Source organism: Mesorhizobium sp. Primo-A (assembly GCF_003997175.1).
Classification (GTDB): domain Bacteria; phylum Pseudomonadota; class Alphaproteobacteria; order Rhizobiales; family Rhizobiaceae; genus Mesorhizobium; species Mesorhizobium ciceri.
Map to the genome: position 1 here is coordinate 72,297 of NZ_RZTG01000005.1, position 18,775 is coordinate 91,071.

Genomic DNA, 18,775 nt, shown 5'->3' on the forward strand with positions numbered 1-18,775 from the left:
TACTCCTGCCAAAAGCGATTTGATGCACGTCATCACCACCCAGAAAGAACTCGAGACCGTTCTCGCCGCTTTCGAAAAGTCGGATTTCGTCACTGTCGACACCGAATTCATTCGAGAAACGACGTTTTGGCCGATCCTGTGCCTGATCCAGATGGCCGCTCCCGGCGTGACGGCACTGATCGATCCGCTGGCTCCCGATATCGACCTGAAGCCGTTCTTCAGGCTGATGGCCAACGAGGCGGTGGTCAAAGTCTTCCACGCCGCGCGGCAGGACATCGAAATCATCGTCCATCTCGGCGATCTGGTTCCGCATCCAGTGTTCGACACGCAAGTGGCGGCGATGGTCTGCGGCTTCGGCGACAGCGTTTCCTACGATCAGCTCGTGCAGCGCATCACCGGCGCGCGGCTCGACAAGTCGTCGCGCTTCACCGACTGGCGCCACCGGCCGCTTTCCGACAAGCAGCTCGACTATGCGCTGGCCGACGTCACCCATCTGATCGAGGTCTATCAGCACCTCAGCGCCGAACTGGCGCGCGAAAACCGCGCCCATTGGCTCAACGAGGAAATGGAGGTGCTGACCTCGCGCGAGACCTATGATCCGCACCCCGAGGACGCCTGGAAACGGCTGAAGATGCGGCTGCGCAAGCCGCAGGAACTGGCGATCGTGCAGGGCGTTGCGGCGTGGCGCGAGCGCGAGGCGCGCGAACGCGACGTGCCGCGCGGCCGCGTGCTGAAGGACGACGCGATCTACGAGGTGGCGCAGCAGGCGCCGCGCGACGCGGCAGCCCTTGGCAAGCTGCGCACGACGCCGAAGGGCTGGGAGCGCTCGTCGACGGCAACGGCGCTGCTCGGCGCGGTCAACACCGCCCTTGCCTTGCCCAAGGAGCAGATGCCGAAACTGCCAAAGAGTTTCCAGCCGCCCGAGGGCTCGAGCGCCGCGGCGGAACTGTTGAAGGTGCTGCTGCGGATCGTCGCCGAAAAGGAAGGCGTCGCGTCCAAGGTGCTGGCCTCCAGCGACGACATCGACCGTATCGCCGCCGAGGGCGAGGACGCCGACGTACCGGCCCTGCAGGGCTGGCGGCGCGCGGTGTTCGGCGAGGCCGCGCTCAAGCTGGTGCGCGGCGAGATCGGCATCAAGTTCGACAAGCGCAAGATTGCGGTGTTCGACCTGTAGACGTCCCTCGCGGACTTTCCTTCTCCCCTTGCGGGAGAAGGAAAAGGTGCTCTGCTCAAACCACGCCGAGCAGGTGTAGGGCGAACCAGATCCATCCCAGCAGGAGAATCACCGCACTGACGAAGAACGAGCGGCTGCGCAGCAGCAGATTGTTGCTGGTCAGGTGAACCCAGGCGTGGAAATAGCGCGATGCGACGAAAATCCACATCAGCGCCAGGGTCAGATAGTTGACGCCGTTGGTCAGGTGCAGCGTCAGGCACAGCACATAGAACAGCACCGGCAGCTCGAACTGGTTGGTGAGATTGGCGGCAACGGTGACGCTGGAGGCCGGCTCGGTCGAACGCACCTTGAACTGAGCTGGCTTCGCCTCGCCTGACCTGATTGCGCCGTATCTGCGGCGACCCAGGACGCAGTAGACGATGTAGATCAGCAGCACATGCGCCAGAACAGGCCAGAAGATCGTGGTCTGGTTCACGAAGTTTCCCCTAGCGGGCTGAGCTTTGCGCGCGGCATCAGGCCAGGCGTTTCTGGCCTGCCAGCCAGAAGGCGGCAATGACGATCACCGGGACGGCGAAAAGCGCGAATTTGGTGACGGTGAGCGCCGAAGCCAAAGACAGCGAGTCCGGATTCGCCGACAGGAAATCGGACAGAAGCCGCGCTACCGCGATGTTCTGGGCGTAGTCGGCAAGCGTGTAGGGCAGCACCAGGACCAGCGCGAAGATCGACTGCAGCTGCACCGGCTGCACGCGGAAAGCCTTCAATCGCCGGCCGGTGGCCAGGATCAGGCTGACCAGCGTCACAGACAGCAGCGCCGGGAACAACAGATCGAAGGTCAGATAGTGCCAGACGAGAATGATCTCGCCGCCGCGCCGGCCGAGTGCCGTCAGCCAGGCCATGCCTTCGTCCGGAGTGAAACCGAAAATACGCATGTCGAGTGATGGCAAGCCGCCGCTCAACTGGCGGAAGTAGAGGAATTCCATAGCCGTCATGGCGATGAAAACCACCGCCGACAGGAAACAGAGTGCGCCTGCGTGGCGCGGCAGCCGCAGGATCGTTGCCGTCAGGCTCCGCCCGAGCCCGTACTGGTCAGGCTCCGCCGGGATAGTTCGGGCTTTCGCGGGTAATCGTGACGTCATGGGCGTGGCTTTCACGAAGTCCGGCATTGGATATGCGCACAAAGGTGGCGCGCTCGCGGAAATCGGCAAGGTCGCGGCCACCAACATAACCCATAGCGGCTTTCAAGCCGCCCGCAAGCTGGTGCAGCACGCCAGACACAGGTCCTTTGTAGGGAACCTGCCCTTCGATGCCTTCCGGGACCAGTTTCAGCGTGTCGCGCACCTCGGCCTGGAAGTAGCGATCGGCCGAGCCGCGGGCCATGGCGCCGACCGAGCCCATGCCGCGATAGGCCTTGAAGGAGCGGCCCTGGTGCAGATAGACCTCGCCCGGGCTTTCGTCGGTTCCGGCCAGCAGCGAGCCGATCATGGCCGCACTGGCGCCTGCGGCGAGCGCCTTGGCCAGATCGCCGGAATATTTGATGCCGCCATCGGCGATCACCGAGACGCCGGATTTGTGCGCCGTCTCGACCGCCGACATGATGGCTGAGAGCTGCGGCACGCCGACGCCGGCAACGATGCGGGTGGTGCAGATGGAACCCGGGCCGATGCCGACCTTGACGGCGTCGGCGCCGGCGTCGATCAGCGCCTGCGTGCCCGCGGCGGTGGCGACATTGCCAGCCAGGATGCGGACGGAGTTGGATAGTTTTTTCGCCCGCGTGACGGCGTCGAGCACGCGCTGCGAGTGGCCATGCGCGGTGTCGATCACCAGAAGGTCGACGCCGGCATCGATGAGGCGTTCGGCGCGCTCGAAACCGTCATCGCCGACGCTGGTGGCGGCGGCGGCGCGCAGGCGGCCCTGTGCGTCCTTGGTGGCGTGCGGATTGAGCTGCGACTTCTCGATATCCTTGACGGTGATCAGTCCGACGCAATTGCCCTGCCTGTCGACGACCACCAGCTTTTCGATCCTGTGCTGGTGCAGGAGGCGCTTGGCCTCGTCCTGGTCGACGTTCTCCTTGACCGTGATCAGGTTGTCACGGGTCATCAGTTCATGGACCTTCTGCGCCGGATCGGACGCAAAGCGCACGTCGCGATTGGTCAGGATGCCGATCAGCCGGCCGATCTTGTGGCCGCCGCTGCCGCCGTTCTCGACCACCGGAATGCCCGAGATCGAATAGCTGCGCATCAGGCCCAGCGCGTCGGCGAGCGTCGCGTCGGGGCCGATGGTGACGGGATTGACCACCATGCCGGATTCGAATTTCTTGACCTGCCGCACCTGCTCGGCCTGTTCGGCCGGCGAGAAATTGCGGTGGATGACGCCAATGCCGCCGGCCTGGGCCATGGCTATGGCAAGCCGGGCCTCGGTGACGGTGTCCATCGCCGCCGACAGGATCGGCACATTCAGGTCGATGTCGCCGGCGATGCGGGTGCGGACATCGGTTTCGCCGGGCATGACCTCGGAATGACCCGGCTGCAGCAGCACGTCGTCAAAGGTCAGCGCCAATGCGCCGGTGGACGTTTCGATGATTTTTGCCATGGCCAGTCCCTTGAACATAAAAACGGTGGGGGAATACAAAAAAGCGCTGGACCGGAATGGACAGCGCCGACTCGTTTCTTCCCTTTCAGGATTGGCGCTGGCTGGTACCACGTCCAAGCACCGATGAAAAGCGGATGATTTCACGCTCCCGGAAAGGTGACTTTCCGGCGAAGGGATGCCACCTGTGGTTGCCGGTCGCACAAAAGTGACAGCAAATTAATGCGACATCCCGGCGAAGGCATGGTAACCGCCCGCCTCAGGGCCGACATGCAACCGGCAACGCAACATTCAAGTCTGGACGCGTTCCTTGAACCGCACCATCCCGCTTATATTGGCGGTCGCCCTTTTCATGGAAAACATGGATTCGACTGTTATCGCGACATCGCTGCCGGCGATCGCCGTCGACATCCACACCAGCCCGATCGCGCTCAAGCTGGCCCTGACCGCCTATCTCGTCTCGCTGGCGATCTTCATTCCGATCAGCGGCTGGATGGCCGACCGTTTCGGCGCCAAGAATATCTTTCGCGCCGCGATCGCCGTCTTCATCGTCGGCTCGATCGCCTGCGCGCTCTCCGGTTCGCTGCCGGCTTTTGTGGTCTCGCGCTTCCTGCAAGGCATTGGCGGCGCCATGATGACACCGGTCGGGCGGCTGGTGCTGGTGCGCGCGACACCGAAGAGCGAACTCGTCGCGGCGATGTCCTGGCTAACCGTTCCGGCGTTGGTCGGACCGTTGGTCGGGCCGCCGGTCGGCGGCTTCATCACCACCTACTTCACCTGGCACTGGATCTTCCTGATCAATGTGCCGATCGGCCTGATCGGCATCTGGCTGGCGACGCGTTTCCTGCCGGAGACCGAATCGATGGAGACGCCGCCGCTCGACTTCCTCGGCTTCGTGCTAAGCGGGCTGGCGGCATCCGGCGTGGTTTTCGGCCTGTCGGTGGTGAGCCTGCCCTATTTGCCGCCGGCCACCGGCCTTATCACCGTAGCGGTCGGCCTGCTGTCGGGCGCGCTCTATCTGCTGCACGCGCGGCGCGCCAAAAATCCCTTGCTGGCGCTCGAATTGTTCCGCAACCAGGTGTTCCGCTCCTCGGTGCTTGGCGGCGGACTGTTCCGCATCGGCATTGGTGCCGTGCCGTTCCTGCTGCCGCTGATGTTCCAGATCGGTTTTGGGCTGACGCCGTTCCAGTCCGGCATGATCACCTTCGTCTCGGCGATCGGCGCCATCGGGATGAAGTTTGTCACCGCGCTGATCTTCCGCGTCGCCGGCTTCCGCCGCGTCCTGGTTGTCGGTTCTCTGGTCGCCGCCGCCTCGATCGCCATCAACGGCCTGTTCACACCCGACACACCCTATCTCTTGATGCTGGCCATGCTGCTCGTCGGCGGCTTCATCCGCTCGATGTTCTTCACCGGCGTCAATGCGCTCGCCTATGCCGAGGTTTCGGCTGAAGACACCAGCAAGGCGACACCGATCACGGCGGTGTTCCAGCAGTTGTCGGTCGCGCTCGGCGTGGCGCTGGCCGGCGGAATCCTGGAGGTGTCCACGAGCCTGCACGACAGGTCACTGACGCTGGCGGATTTCCACACCGCGTTTTTCGTCGTCGCGGCGATTTCCGCCGCCGCGTCGCTGTCGTTCATGCGGCTGGCGCCCGATGCCGGCAACGCCATCTCCGGCCACGGCCGCCTGACCACACCCAAGACGCTGGAAACGAGCACGGCGGGGAAGTAGTTCCCTCTTGCCTTCTCCCCTGTGGGAGAAGGTGGATCGGCGCGAAAGCGCCGAGACGGATGAGGGGTGTTCCAGCGGAGTGAAACGTTGGCGCTCCCTGGAGCTCATCCGTCGCCTTCGGCGACACCTTCTCCCAGGGGAGAAGGAAGATCTCGCCCTTTGAAATCCTTGGCCAGCAAATAAAGCTCGACCGATTCATCCCGCGACGCCGGCGGCTTGACGTGATGGACCGAGCGGAAATTCTTCTTGAGCATGGAGAGCAGTTCGTTTTCGGCGCCGCCCTGGAAGGTCTTGGCAAGGAAGTGCCCGCCTGGCTTCAGCACCGACAGCGCGAAATCGGCCGCCACCTCGCACAGATGCATGGTGCGGATATGGTCGGTCCGCTTGTGGCCGGTGGTCGGTGCCGCCATGTCGGACAACACGATATCGGGATCCCCACCCAGCGCCTCGGCCAGCTTCTGCGGCGCCTGCGGATCGAGGAAATCCATCAGCAGCACCGGTGCGCCGGGCACGGCGTCCATTTCGAGATAATCGATGCCGATGACATGCGGCTTGTCGGCCGTCGATTTCGTCCGCGCGGCGGCGACCTGGCACCAGCCGCCGGGGGCGGCACCGAGGTCGATCACCTTCATGCCGGGTTTCAACAGATGATGCTTGTCGTCGATCTCGATCAGCTTATAGGCCGCGCGTGAGCGATAGCCGTCGGCCTTGGAGCGCTGGACATAGGGATCGTTGATGTGGCGCTGCAGCCAACGGCGCGACGATTCCTTCAGCCCGCTCTTCTTCTTGATCCGCGTCTTCAGCACGCGAATGCTGGCGGATCCTGGTTTTTCCGGTTTCTTGGTCATTGCCTGATTTCTGGTCCGGGTTTTCTCGCTCGTCGAGTTGTGCTCATTTTTCGACGTCTGCGCGTTTCGTGAAGGGCTTCCCCCACTCCGTCTCGGCTTCGCCGAGCCACCTCTCCCCCCTCCGGAGGGAGAGGAAGGGAGCCAGCCTGCATAAGTTCACGCCTTTCCTCTCCCCGTCGATCGGGGGAGAGGTGTCGAGCGTAGCTCGACGGAGTGGGGGTCGACTGTTCACGCTCTGCCACGCCCATCGTTGCGCCAGACGCCATCATCGGCCATCAATTCGCTCAAAATACCTTCGCGCAGGCCACGATCGGCGACCCGCAACCGCTCGGACGGCCATACGGCGCGGATCGCTTCGAGGATAGCACAGCCGGCCAGTACCAGATCGGCGCGATCGGCACCGATGCAAGGGTTGGCGCAGCGCTGCTGGAAATCCCAGCCAACCAGTCTTTCGACCATGCGGTCGACGCTGTCGCGGTCCATCCACAGCCCGTCGACACGGCGGCGATCATAGCGCTCGAGTTCAAGGTGGACACCGGCCAGCGTCGTCACCGTTCCGGACGTGCCCAGCAGATGGAAATTCGGGCTGGCCTTGAGATGGCTCAGCCGATCGCGACCGTCGAAGCTGGCCAGCCGGCCGGCAACGTCATCGACCATGGCGGCGAAGATCTCGCGCGTCACCGTGCGGCCGCCAAAGCGCTCGGCCAGCGAGACGACGCCGACCGGCAGCGACGTCCACGACACGATATGATTGGCCAACCTCGGCGAACGGCGGCCGGCGAGATCGATGAGCGCGATTTCCGACGAACCGCCGCCAATATCGAACAGCACGACGCCTTGGGTGTCGCGCTCGACCAGCGAGCCGCAGCCGGACACCGCCAGCCGCGCCTCGGTCTGGCGGTCGATGATCTCGAGCTTCAGGCCGGCCTCGCGTTCGACGCGGTCGATGAATTCGACGCCGTTTTCGGCCGTGCGGCAGGCCTCGGTGGCGATCAGCCGGGCTTTTCTGATCTTGCGGTTGCGCAATTTGTCGCCGCAGATTTTCAGCGCCTCGACCGCGCGGTCCATCGCCGGCTGGCCGAGCCGGCCATTGGCGGTGAGCCCCTCGCCCAGCCGGACGATGCGCGAAAAGGCGTCGATGACGCGGAACTGGCCATGCCGCGTCGGCACGGCGACCAACAGCCGGCAATTGTTGGTGCCGAGGTCAAGCGCCGCAAACACCGGAAGCTCATGGACCGGCGGCCGACGGGCGCCTTGTTCCGGCCGCGGCACAAGAGCGGCGGGCGAGACCACCGCTTCCGCCGGTCTGTGGGCCTCCGCCGCCGGGGCACCGGTTTTGCCTGGCGCCGGCGATCGATTCTCCGCGGGACGCGCTTCGTCGCGCGCAAAAACCTTGCGCCCGCGCCTTCGCTTGCGCCGCTTCTTGGGCTTGCCTTTGTGGGGTGCGTCGCCCGCCTGCCCGTCTGCCGAGCGGAGCTCCGTCGGGCGGCGTTGCTGCCAGCTTGCGTTCCCCGGGTCAGCCGACCGCTGGGAAGAGCTGGACACGCCCACCTCCGGCGCGCCGGCGCCGGTATCGTGGTCTTCCACTGTCGTTCCTTCCGGCGCCGCGCGAACCTATGATGGACGCAGCAGGCGCTTCAGTGTTTTAAGTTGTCGCCAGACTAACAGCGCCGTGCCCGATCACCAAGAGCCGCATGCCGAATTTTACCGGCAGGCCGCTGACCGCCGTTCCGGCGCGGCCGCGTGATGAATCCGCACGCCGCAGTTGCCGGCGCAACGCCTGCCGGCATCTCTTTCGGGCGCCCCACGGACAAATCTTGCCGGCCGCCGCTGCGACAAGGGTTCGCGGTTGAATAGCCGGCTTCGATGAGGCATTTCTGAAATGAGCGGAAGAATCCGGCGCAGCCGGCCTCCCACCAGCCACGAAAGGAAGCGGACCCCGCAACGCATGGCAGTCAGGCAATGAACTGGAGACGCTATTTCTGGCCGGTCGTCGGCATCGCGGCGGTGATCTTCTCGCTGCTGCTGCTCTGGCACGAACTGCGCGGCATTTCGCTCGACGATGTCTGGGACGGCATCGCTGCCATTCCGACCCGCGGCTGGGTTCTTGCCGCGCTGAGTTCGATCATCGCCTATGCTTCGCTCGCCGGCTACGACCACATCGCGCTTCTGCATATCGGCAAGCGCGTGTCGTGGCTGTTCGTCACGCTGTGCTCCTTCACCACCTATGCGCTGTCGCACAACATTGGCGGTTCGGTGTTCTCGGGCGCCGTCATCCGCTACCGCGCCTACGGTACCAGGGGCCTGACCGGACAGGATGTCGGCGTGCTGGTGGCGGTCTGCTGGATCACCTTCGTGCTGTCGACGATTTTGGCCTCGGGCCTCGTTCTGGTGTTCGAGCCTGAGATACTCGACCGATTTTCCGGCATCGCCCATCATGGCCTGTCCGAAGCGGCCGGTATCGCGATGCTGCTGCTCGTCGCCGCCTATATCTTCGGCAGCTGGCTGCATCTGCGCCCGCTGAAGATCGCCAGCTTTCAGCTGCATTATCCGGCGCTGCCGATCGTCGCCCGGCAGTTGCTGATCGGCCCGATCGAACTGCTGGCCGCCGCCGCGATCATCTTCTTCGCCCTGCCCGCGGCCCACAATCCCGGCTACTTCGTCATACTGGGCGTCTTCCTCGTCTCCTTCTCGATCGCGCAGATCTCGCATGCGCCGGGCGGACTCGGCGTGTTCGAGGTGGTGTTCCTCGCCGGCCTGTCGGACATGGATCCGGTCGGCGTGCTGGCGGCGCTGCTGGTGTTCCGGCTGTTCTACCTGATCGTCCCGCTGATTCTGGGCCTGGGCATCGTGCTGTTCTTCGAACGCTCGCAGTTCAGCCGGACGGAGCCTTGAGGCGTGGAATAGGACTGGGCGCCGCGCGCCGGCATCTGCAGTGTGGCGTCCTGTCGAAACGTGCCATTGACGCACAGAGCAGGCTTGACTATTTTCCGCTGGCGGCTACAAGGCAGCGCTCACAGCGGCTTGCCCGCTCGGCCCGCACGGTTTTCACGTTTATCGTGATATTCAAGATCGTGCCTGCTGGGGAATAGGTTAACGGTAGACCCACGGACTCTGACTCCGTTAGTCCTGGTTCGAATCCAGGTTCCCCAGCCACTCCTCTTCTCTCGATCAAAACAATCACCAACGCTCATCATCGTGAAATGCTCCCTGGCGACCACCTGACGGGATTCCAGCTATGGTGGGTTGCGGCGGGGTGACATTTATAGGATCGTCAAAGGATCGAAATTATCGAAGGAAGAACGGAATGCGCGCTTTGGTCTTCATCGGATTTCTGATGTTCGTTACTTTCTTGGTTGGCTGCACGACAGACAAGGGGAATGCCAGTCAAACCCAGACTGCGGAAGACAAGGCGCAGTGTACCGGCTTTGGTTTTAAACAAGGCACGGATGCTTTTGCCAATTGCATGATGAAGCTTTCGTCGCAGCGACAAGGCCAACAGCCCCAAGATCACGATGCACTCCTTCGCCGGTATAAGTCCTTAAGTATGGCTCGGCGCGGTGATGATCGGTATCCTGTATGCAGCGCCTCCGACATGGACAATGAACTCGATACTTCGGCAAATAAATGGATTGGCCCCAATTGCCAGATGGCACCAGATTAAGCGAGTGGAGTGCTGTACCAGCGACCCCGTCGAACGCGCCAAGCGTGAAATTCAAGACACCGCCGCAACACCAGTCGATCCAACGAGCCGGCATATTTATTCCGGCGTTCGCCGCATCGCGCGCCGTGTCGTCACTTACCCTGCCTTCCTGTAGGCCGCTTCGGCTGCGTGATTTCCTTCGATGAAGCCGAGGCCGATTCCGGTCGCGCTCCACTCCCGGCACCCGGCCTCTGCTACATCGAGGAGCATGGAGCAAACGCGTAATGGTCAGTGACAGCCGATTCCTTCTCGAACGCATCAGCCAAGGCTGCGTGACGCTCTCCGACGACGAATTCGTCATCGACAGGCTGGTCAAGTATTTCGGCAATGGCAGGATCCGCTGGCACGTCGAATTCCGCGGGCATCGCATCGAGCTGACGACAGGCCAGCTTAAGAAGCAGCCGACCTTCCGCAGGAAAATGCTCGAACAGACAGGGGTGCTGCCGCCCCAGCGTGCCGGGACCAACTACAGGCGATGGGCAGTCGATCTGAGGAAGAATGCCGTCGAGCTTCCTTGGCGGGATAGGCCGGTGGATAGCGGCTTCGCCATCGACAGGCTCGCCAGCCACGGCGACGGGCGCTGGACGGTCGAATATCAAGGCAAGACCATCAAATTCACGACGACGAAACTCCGCAGGCAGGTGAGTTTCCGCAAACGCATGCTGGCCAAGGCCAAGGTGCTGCCGCCCGAGTTGACCCCGGCTGCCTATCGGAAGTGGATGGACTGGCTCATTCAAAACGCCACCGAGGCTGCTCCGCAGGCCGGCGATGCCTTGATGACCGAGAAAAGCTGGCTTGACGACCTGCCTGAGCTAGCCGGCTGGCAAAATGAAACGGTGCCCGAAGAGACCGGCTAAGGGCGGCGATAGTCTCCAATGCAAGCAGCGATGGCACTCGTTGCGTTTGCCATGCCTGCCAGTTTCGGCACACATTGATGGCGAAGGAGTCTGACCAGAGCTGGCTCGCTGGCAATCAGAATTGAAATGAGACGACATGGACCGCTTCGACCTCGGCACCTACCGCCGCCCCATCTCCACTCGCTCGACAGAAACCCAGCGTTGGTTCGATATTGGCCTTAACTGGTGCTACGGCTTCAACCATGAGGAAGGCATCAAGTGTTTTGAGAAGGCGCTGGAGACGGATCCTCACTGCGCGATGGTTCACTGGGGCATCGCCTATGCCGCTGGACCTTTCTACAATCTGACCTGGAAGGAGCATGGCGAGGCCGAGGCCGACAGCGCGACCAAACGCTGCTTCGAGCATGTCCAACTGGCCAGGGCCAATGCGGCTTCCGCCAGTGAGATCGAGAAGCGGCTGATCGAGGCGCTGGCCGCCCGCTTCCAGAAGCCACACCGGGTGAGCCTGGAGGAATTCGAACGTTGGGATGACGCCTATGCCGCCGCGATGCGGCTTGTGTATCGGGACTTTCCCGATGACCATGATGTGATGGCACTGCTGGTCGAAGCACTGATGATGCGCACGGTGCGGCGGCTGTGGAACCTCAAGACCGGCGCGCCGGCGCCGAATTCCGATGTCGTCGAGGCGCTCGACGTCTGCGAGCGGTCGATCCGGCTTGCCGATGAGGCCGGCGCAGCACAACATCCGGCGATCGTCCACCTGCACATCCATCTCCTGGAAATGTCCACCATGCCGGAGCGCGGCATGCGGTCAGCGGATCTGCTCGGCGAGATGTGCCCCGATGCCGGGCATATGAACCACATGCCGGGGCACATCTATGTGCTGTGCGGCGAGTATGAGAAAGCAAAACGCGCCAGCGAAAAGGCGGTGCGCGCCAACGACCTCTATCTCGCCTATGCCGACGAGCCGACCTATTATTTGCTCGGCTGCTGCCACGATCTGCATCTGATGATGTTCACCTGCATGTTGTCGGGCCAGCACCAGTCTGCACTGTGGGCCGCCGACAGGGTGCGCAGCCTGGTCGCGCGCGACGTGGTCGCCATCCAGGGCCGGCCAAAGCTCACGCAGACGGTGGAAGGCTACCATGCGATGAAATCGCATGTGCAGGTGCGCTTCGGCCGCTGGCAGGAGATCATCGACGAACCGATCACCGAGGAGCCGGGCCTCTATGTGCTGACGGCGGCCATGCAGCGCTACGCCAAGGGTGTGGCGCATGCGACGCTCAAGCATTTCGCTGAGGCTGAACGTGAGCGCGAAGAGCTCCATCGGCATCTGAAAGGCATTGCGCCCGAGCGGCGCTTCCTCAGCAACCCGGCGCAAGCTTCGCTGGCTGTCGGTGCCGCCCTGCCTGTGCAGGACGAGCGCGCAGCAAGGCTGCTGTCACTGACGCGAAGTCTGCCTGTCGCCACTGTTGCGGCCGATCGGCTAGAGCAATTCCAGGAAAAGTGTGAAACGGTTTTCCGTCCGGAATTGCGTCAAAACAAGGAGTTAGAGCGGGTCGCCGTCTCCGTGAAACGGTGAACTGCTTTAGCCAAACAAATTGTCGGCCAGATCGTCGTTGGCGGTGGAAACCTCGCCGCCCGGGTATGTCACCTGCCGATCAGCCAAGGCTCCATGCTGCGTCGTCCCACGCCTTCGATCAGCACGGAGCAGTCTATCTCATCGTGAAGTTGGGCGTTTGGGTCAGACGAAAGCCAGGAAGCATAGGAGCGAAGCTGCTTGAGCCTGGCTGTTTTCTCAAGCCGTGCCTGGCGCTCATCCTCGGCTGGTTGAGCCGGTCCTTTGTTCTTCTGGGCAGGAAATTGCATCCTGGCTCTCCTCGGTCACCGAGCCTGTGGAGACGGACTCAATCGGGCGTTGGCCCGTTGTCGCTCCGGTCTCTGCGGTTCTGAAGCCAACACATGCGCTGACGGGAGTCGCCATTCATCTTGATGATGGCGGACCCTTATCAACAATGCACCCGCGCCACCGCCGGGTGCTCCTGGTCCGGGTTCACTGCGCGCACGGCACTCGGCAGTCGGACGCAACTGCAGGAAATGGAACCAGATCGGCCGTGCGACGTCATAGAAGCAGGTGCCCATACGGGAGTGTGACCTCCATGATCAGGCTCGTTCTTGTCGCGGTCGCCATGCTCGTCATCGCATGCGATGCAACGGCGGCGGCAAAACTGGACGCGGCCGCCGTCAACAACGCCCAATTTGACGGCAGCGAAGCGAAAGGCGTCAGTGCGACCGTGCTGAAGGCGCAAATCCTCCTGGATCGTGCACGCTTCTCGCCAGGCCTGATCGATGGCCGCAAGGCAGAGAACTTCACCCGGGCAGTCAGTGCGTTCCAAGCGGCCAACGGATTGCCTGCCGACGGCAAGCTCACCCGCGAGACATGGGACAAGCTGGTCGCGACCTCCTCGCGCCCCGCGATTGAGACCTACGATTTGACACGCAAGGATGTGCATGGGCCGTTCACCAGGCGAATTCCGGCGCGCATGGAGAGGATGGCCCGCCTGCCCAGGCTGGCCTACCACAATGCCCTGGAAAAGATGGCGGAGCGCTTCCACATCAGCGAGCAACTGCTTGAACGGCTCAATCCCGGCATCGGCTTCAGGAGGGCGGGGCAAAAGCTGCTCGTGCCAGCTGTCACCCGAGGTGATCCGCCGCAAGACATCGCGAGCGTCGAGGTCGACAAGAGCGCTCGCCAGGTTCGGGTGCTTGACCCTTCCGGCAAAGTGCTTGCGACGTACCCCGCCTCGATCGGAAGTCAGGAGAAGCCCGCGCCGAGTGGCCAGGCGGAGGTCAAACGCGTGGTGCACCACCCAGCCTATCATTACGATCCCGAGTTTGCCTTCAAGGGAGTGAGGAGCAAGCGCCCCTTCACGATCGCTGCCGGGCCAAACAATCCGGTGGGATCGGTCTGGATCGACTTGTCCATCGATAGCTACGGCATTCACGGGACTCCGGACCCAGGCAAGATCGGAAAGACCTTCTCGCATGGTTGCATCAGGCTGACCAACTGGGATGCCGAAGACCTCGCCTCCGAAGTGCAAAAAGGCACAAAGGTCGTCTTCAAGGACGAAGCGGCAGGATCGGTCGAACAGGGATCGCAGTAGGTAGGCGATACGGCCTACCCACTTTCGACCGTGCGACTAGTCACACGGTCGTGTGACTGGCGTCGCCGAGGGCGTGGAGCGGCCCTTTACCCCAGCCACTTCTCGTAGTCGGACACCAGCAGATGGATCGGGGCAACGTCTTCGTCGATGTTGGAAAAACGGCCGATCGGTTCGCGAAACACATTGTCGGTGAGATCGTCGTTGACGGTCGAGACCTCGCCGATCAGCACATCCTTGCCCTCGGCCCAAAAGGCATGCCAGACGCCGGGCAGCAGCGTGACGCTTTGGCCCGGGTCGAGCTTCAGGAGCCCGCCCGCAGGCAGCCTGTGGATGGTTCCGTCGACCGGCACCGAAACCTCGGCCTTGGGATCGATGCCGCCGTCGCGGTCATGCATGAACAGTTCCAGCACCAGCTTGCCGCCGCCACGGTTGATGATGTCCTCGGCCTTGACGTTGTGGCGATGCATCGGCGACAGCTGGTCCTTGCGCGAGATCATGATTTTCTCGGCATAGAGCATGCCCATGCCCTTCTTCATGTCCTCGTAGCGGCCGTTGCGAACGGTGAACAGGAACAGGCCGAGCTCCTTGAACTTCTCCTGACCGTAATCGGTGATGTCCCAGCCGAGCCGCGAGGTAAACACGGCCGCGGAGTCGGCCTGGCGCGCCTTCGCCTCCTGCGGCGACCAATAGGCGAAGGGCGGCATGATGTAGCCGAACGAGCGGATGAAAGCGTCGGCTTCGCGGATGATGTCGTTGATGGCGGAGCGCTTCATGATCATGATCCCTTCGTATCGATTTGTCTGGCAAATCGCATAGCCGAACGTCGATGCGGTGTCGATCCATCTCGCCGCCCTGCCCGGTCTTGCGCTTAGGCGCATGGACCACAGATCCGCTTCGCTGGCCGCGTGACATCGCGGATTTTCAGGGCCATAAAACCCGCGGATTCCTCATGGGGTGAAAGATGATGCCGACCGTCCACGACCTCGATACGCCGTCGATTCTCATCGACGCCGCGCGCGCCGAAGCCAACATTGCCCGCGCCCAGGCGCATGCCGACAAGAACGGGCTGAAGCTCAGGCCGCATATCAAGACGCACAAATTGCCCTATTGGGCGAAGAAGCAGGTGGCGGCCGGCGCCGTCGGCATCACCTGCCAGAAGATCGGCGAGGCCGAGGTGATGGCCGATGCCGGGCTGGCCGATATTTTTCTTCCCTACAACATCCTTGGGCGCGCCAAGCTGGAGCGGCTTCTGGCGCTGCACGGGCGCGTCACCCTGTCGGTGACAGCGGACAGCATGGAGACGCTCGAAGGGCTGGCAACCACCTTCACCGATGCCGGTCATCGTCTACCGGTGCTGGTCGAATGCGACACCGGCATGGGACGCTGCGGCGTGCAGTCGGCCGATGAAGCGGTTGCGCTGGCAAGACAGATCGACAGAACCGGTGGCCTCGCCTTCGGAGGACTGATGACCTACCCGGCCGCCGGGAAGGCAGCGGAGGCCGAAGCCTGGCTCGCCGACGCCAAGCAGGCGCTGGCCGCATCGGGCCTCGCCTGCGAACGCATCTCCAGCGGCGGCACGCCGGATATGTGGCGCTCCAGCGATACATCTGTTGTCACGGAGTATCGTCCAGGCACCTACATCTATCTCGACCGCTATCAGGTCGCCAAAGGCGTCGGCACGCTCGACGATTGCGCGCTGACGGTGCTGTCGACGGTGGTCAGCCATCCCACCGCGACGCGCGTTATCCTCGATGCCGGCAGCAAGGCGCTGTCCAGCGACACGCTGGGTCTCGCCGATTTCGGCGAGTTGCCCGGCGTGCCGGGAGCGCGGGTGACGGGCCTGAGCGAGGAGCACGGCACCGTCACGCTTTCGGGTGACGGCAAATTGCGCATCGGCGAGCGCGTGCGTGTGGTGCCCGACCATTGCTGCGTCGTCACAAACTTGTTCAACGAGGTCAATCTGATCGACGGCGACAAAGTGCTGGAAACGCTGCCTGTGGCGGCGCGCGGAAGGATGGGGTGAACTAAGAAGCGTCTTGCCTTCTCACACAAGGGGAGAAGGGGGAGAGCGCTCCGCCTGCCGTGCCGCGACCCTGCGCATGGCAATCACCCGGCGACGGCGGATTTCGGTGCGCATCGCCATCAGGTGCAGCGCGAAGAACAGCACGGTGAAGCCGAGCGCCATCACCAGAAGCGGCCACAGCAGGCTGGGGTCGATGGTGGAGCCGCCCATGCGGAACACCGAGGCCGGCTGATGCAGCGTGTTCCACCAGTCGACCGAGAATTTGATGATCGGGATGTTGATGAAGCCGACCAGCGTGATGATGGCGGCGGCCCAGGCGGCGCGGCTGGCATCGTCGAGCGCACGGGTCAGCGCGATGATGCCGAGATACATCAGGAACAGCACGAAGACCGAAGTCAGCCGCGCATCCCAGACCCACCAGGTGCCCCACATCGGCTTGCCCCAGATCGAACCGGTGATCAGCGCCAGCGCGGTGAAGACCGCACCGATGGGTGCGGCTGATTTCAGCGCGACATCGGCCAGCGGATGCCGCCAGACGAGCGTGCCGAGCGCCGAGACCGCCATCAGCGTGTAGCACATCATGGCCAGCCAGGCGAAAGGCACGTGGATGTACATGATGCGGACGGTGATGCCTTGCTGGAAATCCTCAGGCGCGGCAAAGCTCATATAGAGCCCGACTGCGAGGATCAGTGCGGCGATCGTGGCCAGCCATGGCACGACCTTGTCCGCCAGCCCGACGAAGCGCGTCGGGTTGGCGAGATCCATCCAGCTTGTCAGGCGTGAAGTCGTGTCGCTCATGCGGTTCTACATAAACCGCCGCGGCGTTCGGGGCAATCGAGCGGTGGTGTCGCAGGGCTGCAGCGCTTTGCCTTCTCCCCTGTGGGAGAAAGCAGAGACGTGCCTGATCAGGCGGCCGCTTCCTGCTGTTGCAGCACGGTGCGGCTGAGGCGGCGGACCTCCTCGTCGTTGAGCAGGCCGCCAGCGCGCAGCAGGCTGGCAAAGCGGCCATTGCGCAGCGACAGCTCGGTGAAGCCGCCCATCTCGACCACCCTGCCCTTGTCCATGAACACGACCAGATCGGCGTCGCGAACGGTGGTCAGGCGGTGGGCGATGATGAAGGTGGTGCGGTCGCGGCGCAGTTCGTCGATCGCTTCCTTGACGCGGTCCTCGGTCTCGACGTCGAGCGCGCTGGTCGCCTCGTCGAGCACCAGGATCGGTGCGTCCTTCAGCACGGCACGGGCAATGGCGATGCGCTGACGTTCGCCGCCCGACAGCTGGCCGCCACGTTCGCCAACCACCGTGTCGTAGCCATTGCTCTTGGACAGGATGAAGTCCTGTGCGGCAGCCGCATTGGCGGCGGCATGGATCTCGTCATTGCTTGCATCGGCGCGGCCGACACGGATGTTGTCCTCGATCGAGCGGTTGAGCAGGCCGGCATCCTGGAACACCGTGGCGATCGAATGGCGCACCGACTTGCGGGTCACGGTGCGGGTGTCGATGCCGTCGATCAGGATACGGCCATGGGACGGCGAGAAGACACGCTGCAGCAGGTTGATGAGCGTGGTCTTGCCGGCACCCGTCGGGCCCACGATGGCGACGGTCTGGCCCGCCTGCACCTCGAAGGACACGTCGTCGATGCCTTGGCCGGAATTGGCGAATTCAAAGCCGACATTCTCGAAGCGCACATGGCCGGTGACGTTGGAAAGATCGCGCAAGCCGTCCGGCTCGGCGGAATCAGCCGCGGAGTCCTCGAGATGGTAGAAATCCTCGAGCTTGGCACGGGCCTCGGAAATCTGGTTGGCGAAAGCCGACATCTGGTCGAGGCGAGCGATCAGCATCGTGGCAAAACCGGTGAAGGCAATGACGTCGCCGACACCCAACTGACCATGAGTCACGAGATAGGAGCCGATCGACAACACGATCAGCATCGAGATTGCCGATGACAGACGGTGCAAGGCATTGGCCAGCGCCCACCAGTCGAGCACAGGGTTCTGCGCGTCGAGCAGGTTCTTGACGTAGCGGCGCAGCGTATCGGCCTCGTGGCCGAGGCGATTGTAGCTCTGCAGCACCGCAACGTTGCTGACCGAGTCGGTCACATGCGCGAACACCTTGTGGTAGTGGCGCTCGACCGCAGCCTGGCCCGCCTTGGTGCGGCGCATGACCATCCGGCCGATGCCGACATAGAGCAGCCCGAGGCCAAGCAGCACCAGCGACATGCGCAGGTCCATGCTGATCGCGGTCGGAACCAGCAGTACGAGGGCGACAGCCGTGGACAGATGCTGGCGCATGAATTCGAGCCAAAGGCTGAACAGGGTTTCGACGGCACGCAGCATCGTGTGCAGCGCATTGGAGGTGCCGTGCTGATGGTGCCAGGCGAGCGGCATGGTGATCACGCGCTCGAACGACTCGCAAAGCACTTCGCTGCGCCGCGCGTGGGCAAAGCGGTCAGCGCCGCGCGCCACCATGACGAAGGCAACGATGTTGAAGGCGCCGAGACCGGCCCACATGACCAGGGTGGTGAAGACAGAGCCACGCTCGGAGATGGCGCCGATGACGCGACCGAACATAATCGGCTCGAGAAGCGCTACGATGGCGAGAGCCACGTTGGCCGAACAGATCAACGCAACGCGTTTCCTGTCCGCGGCCAGATAACCGAGAGCTCGCCAGTAGATTTGCAGAAGGGTCACCCCA

At 63.2% G+C, this 18,775-nt stretch carries 17 protein-coding genes and 1 tRNA gene; 9 read left to right on the forward strand and 9 right to left on the reverse strand.

Features of this window, described 5'->3' with window-relative positions; all coding sequences use genetic code 11:
• Window positions 1-22 precede the first annotated feature (22 nt).
• Window positions 23-1,174 (forward strand): ribonuclease D, encoded by a 1,152-nt coding sequence (gene rnd / locus EOC83_RS10990; RefSeq protein ID WP_063167751.1) that lies wholly within the window; start codon window positions 23-25, stop codon window positions 1,172-1,174.
• 55 nt (window positions 1,175-1,229) lie between these two features.
• On the opposite strand, the gene EOC83_RS10995 is transcribed toward rnd, so the two are convergent.
• The 3 genes from EOC83_RS10995 to guaB are packed head-to-tail and all read right to left on the reverse strand — an operon-like array spanning window position 1,230 to window position 3,763.
• Complete coding sequence (locus tag EOC83_RS10995; RefSeq protein ID WP_063167750.1) at window positions 1,230-1,649, reverse strand: MAPEG family protein; 420 nt, start codon at window positions 1,647-1,649, stop codon at window positions 1,230-1,232.
• Window positions 1,650-1,686: 37 nt separating this feature from the next.
• The gene (locus EOC83_RS11000; RefSeq protein ID WP_082826435.1) at window positions 1,687-2,310 is read right to left on the reverse strand and encodes a hypothetical protein; all 624 of its coding nucleotides are present in this window, start codon (window positions 2,308-2,310) and stop codon (window positions 1,687-1,689) included.
• Entirely contained in the window at window positions 2,261-3,763 is a 1,503-nt protein-coding gene (guaB, locus tag EOC83_RS11005; RefSeq protein WP_013532286.1) for an IMP dehydrogenase, read from the reverse strand. The genes EOC83_RS11000 and guaB overlap by 50 nt, the downstream gene beginning before the upstream one ends.
• A 307-nt stretch (window positions 3,764-4,070) precedes the next feature.
• On the opposite strand from guaB, the gene EOC83_RS11010 reads away from it, so the two are divergent.
• Complete coding sequence (locus EOC83_RS11010; protein ID WP_013532287.1) at window positions 4,071-5,489, forward strand: DHA2 family efflux MFS transporter permease subunit; 1,419 nt, start codon at window positions 4,071-4,073, stop codon at window positions 5,487-5,489.
• Window positions 5,490-5,593: 104 nt separating this feature from the next.
• Here EOC83_RS11010 and EOC83_RS11015 read toward each other — a convergent pair whose 3' ends face one another.
• Window positions 5,594-6,337, reverse strand: a complete 744-nt coding sequence (locus tag EOC83_RS11015; protein WP_013532288.1) for an RlmE family RNA methyltransferase — start codon at window positions 6,335-6,337, stop codon at window positions 5,594-5,596.
• Between the two features lie 228 nt (window positions 6,338-6,565).
• On the reverse strand, window positions 6,566-7,924 hold the full coding sequence (locus EOC83_RS11025; RefSeq protein ID WP_063167749.1) for a Ppx/GppA phosphatase family protein: 1,359 nt from the start codon (window positions 7,922-7,924) through the stop codon (window positions 6,566-6,568).
• A gap of 375 nt (window positions 7,925-8,299) precedes the next feature.
• On the opposite strand from EOC83_RS11025, the gene EOC83_RS11030 reads away from it, so the two are divergent.
• From EOC83_RS11030 to EOC83_RS11050, 5 genes are all read left to right on the forward strand, one after another.
• Window positions 8,300-9,232, forward strand: a complete 933-nt coding sequence (locus tag EOC83_RS11030; protein ID WP_063167748.1) for a lysylphosphatidylglycerol synthase domain-containing protein — start codon at window positions 8,300-8,302, stop codon at window positions 9,230-9,232.
• Between the two features lie 187 nt (window positions 9,233-9,419).
• Window positions 9,420-9,493 (forward strand) — tRNA-Gln (locus EOC83_RS11035).
• Between the two features lie 151 nt (window positions 9,494-9,644).
• Window positions 9,645-10,001 carry a hypothetical protein gene (locus EOC83_RS11040; protein ID WP_024505762.1) on the forward strand — a complete coding sequence of 119 codons (357 nt, stop codon included), beginning with the start codon at window positions 9,645-9,647 and terminating at the stop codon, window positions 9,999-10,001.
• 263 nt (window positions 10,002-10,264) lie between these two features.
• Entirely contained in the window at window positions 10,265-10,897 is a 633-nt protein-coding gene (locus tag EOC83_RS11045) for a hypothetical protein (protein WP_063167747.1), read from the forward strand.
• A gap of 136 nt (window positions 10,898-11,033) precedes the next feature.
• Entirely contained in the window at window positions 11,034-12,479 is a 1,446-nt protein-coding gene (locus tag EOC83_RS11050) for a hypothetical protein (protein WP_244514292.1), read from the forward strand.
• Between the two features lie 68 nt (window positions 12,480-12,547).
• Here the strand turns inward: EOC83_RS11050 and EOC83_RS11055 are convergent, their stop codons facing one another.
• The gene (locus tag EOC83_RS11055) at window positions 12,548-12,766 is read right to left on the reverse strand and encodes a hypothetical protein (RefSeq protein WP_013532292.1); all 219 of its coding nucleotides are present in this window, start codon (window positions 12,764-12,766) and stop codon (window positions 12,548-12,550) included.
• A 320-nt stretch (window positions 12,767-13,086) separates the two neighbouring features.
• Here EOC83_RS11055 and EOC83_RS11060 point away from each other — a divergent pair, with 320 nt between their 5' ends.
• Window positions 13,087-14,061, forward strand: a complete 975-nt coding sequence (locus EOC83_RS11060; RefSeq protein ID WP_335919097.1) for a L,D-transpeptidase — start codon at window positions 13,087-13,089, stop codon at window positions 14,059-14,061.
• Between the two features lie 86 nt (window positions 14,062-14,147).
• Here the strand turns inward: EOC83_RS11060 and EOC83_RS11065 are convergent, their stop codons facing one another.
• Entirely contained in the window at window positions 14,148-14,834 is a 687-nt protein-coding gene (locus tag EOC83_RS11065) for a D-lyxose/D-mannose family sugar isomerase (protein WP_063170203.1), read from the reverse strand.
• A gap of 191 nt (window positions 14,835-15,025) precedes the next feature.
• On the opposite strand from EOC83_RS11065, the gene EOC83_RS11070 reads away from it, so the two are divergent.
• The gene (locus EOC83_RS11070) at window positions 15,026-16,084 is read left to right on the forward strand and encodes a D-TA family PLP-dependent enzyme (RefSeq protein ID WP_063170202.1); all 1,059 of its coding nucleotides are present in this window, start codon (window positions 15,026-15,028) and stop codon (window positions 16,082-16,084) included.
• Between the two features lie 21 nt (window positions 16,085-16,105).
• On the opposite strand, the gene EOC83_RS11075 is transcribed toward EOC83_RS11070, so the two are convergent.
• A complete protein-coding gene (locus tag EOC83_RS11075; RefSeq protein WP_027162453.1) occupies window positions 16,106-16,882 on the reverse strand; it encodes a heme ABC transporter permease in 777 nt (258 codons plus the stop codon).
• A gap of 107 nt (window positions 16,883-16,989) precedes the next feature.
• Entirely contained in the window at window positions 16,990-18,771 is a 1,782-nt protein-coding gene (locus EOC83_RS11080; RefSeq protein WP_013532297.1) for a glucan ABC transporter ATP-binding protein/ permease, read from the reverse strand.
• Window positions 18,772-18,775 lie beyond the last annotated feature (4 nt).

Coding starts and splice junctions, on each gene's coding strand:
- rnd (WP_063167751.1), top strand. CDS start 23: ATGCACGTCATCACCACCCAGAAAGAACTCGAGACCGTTCTCGCCGCT.
- EOC83_RS11000 (WP_082826435.1), bottom strand. CDS start 2,310: ATGACGTCACGATTACCCGCGAAAGCCCGAACTATCCCGGCGGAGCCT.
- guaB (WP_013532286.1), bottom strand. CDS start 3,763: ATGGCAAAAATCATCGAAACGTCCACCGGCGCATTGGCGCTGACCTTT.
- EOC83_RS11015 (WP_013532288.1), bottom strand. CDS start 6,337: ATGACCAAGAAACCGGAAAAACCAGGATCCGCCAGCATTCGCGTGCTG.
- EOC83_RS11030 (WP_063167748.1), top strand. CDS start 8,300: ATGAACTGGAGACGCTATTTCTGGCCGGTCGTCGGCATCGCGGCGGTG.
- EOC83_RS11040 (WP_024505762.1), top strand. CDS start 9,645: ATGCGCGCTTTGGTCTTCATCGGATTTCTGATGTTCGTTACTTTCTTG.
- EOC83_RS11045 (WP_063167747.1), top strand. CDS start 10,265: ATGGTCAGTGACAGCCGATTCCTTCTCGAACGCATCAGCCAAGGCTGC.
- EOC83_RS11050 (WP_244514292.1), top strand. CDS start 11,034: ATGGACCGCTTCGACCTCGGCACCTACCGCCGCCCCATCTCCACTCGC.
- EOC83_RS11055 (WP_013532292.1), bottom strand. CDS start 12,766: ATGCAATTTCCTGCCCAGAAGAACAAAGGACCGGCTCAACCAGCCGAG.
- EOC83_RS11060 (WP_335919097.1), top strand. CDS start 13,087: ATGCTCGTCATCGCATGCGATGCAACGGCGGCGGCAAAACTGGACGCG.
- EOC83_RS11065 (WP_063170203.1), bottom strand. CDS start 14,834: ATGAAGCGCTCCGCCATCAACGACATCATCCGCGAAGCCGACGCTTTC.
- EOC83_RS11070 (WP_063170202.1), top strand. CDS start 15,026: ATGCCGACCGTCCACGACCTCGATACGCCGTCGATTCTCATCGACGCC.
- EOC83_RS11075 (WP_027162453.1), bottom strand. CDS start 16,882: ATGAGCGACACGACTTCACGCCTGACAAGCTGGATGGATCTCGCCAAC.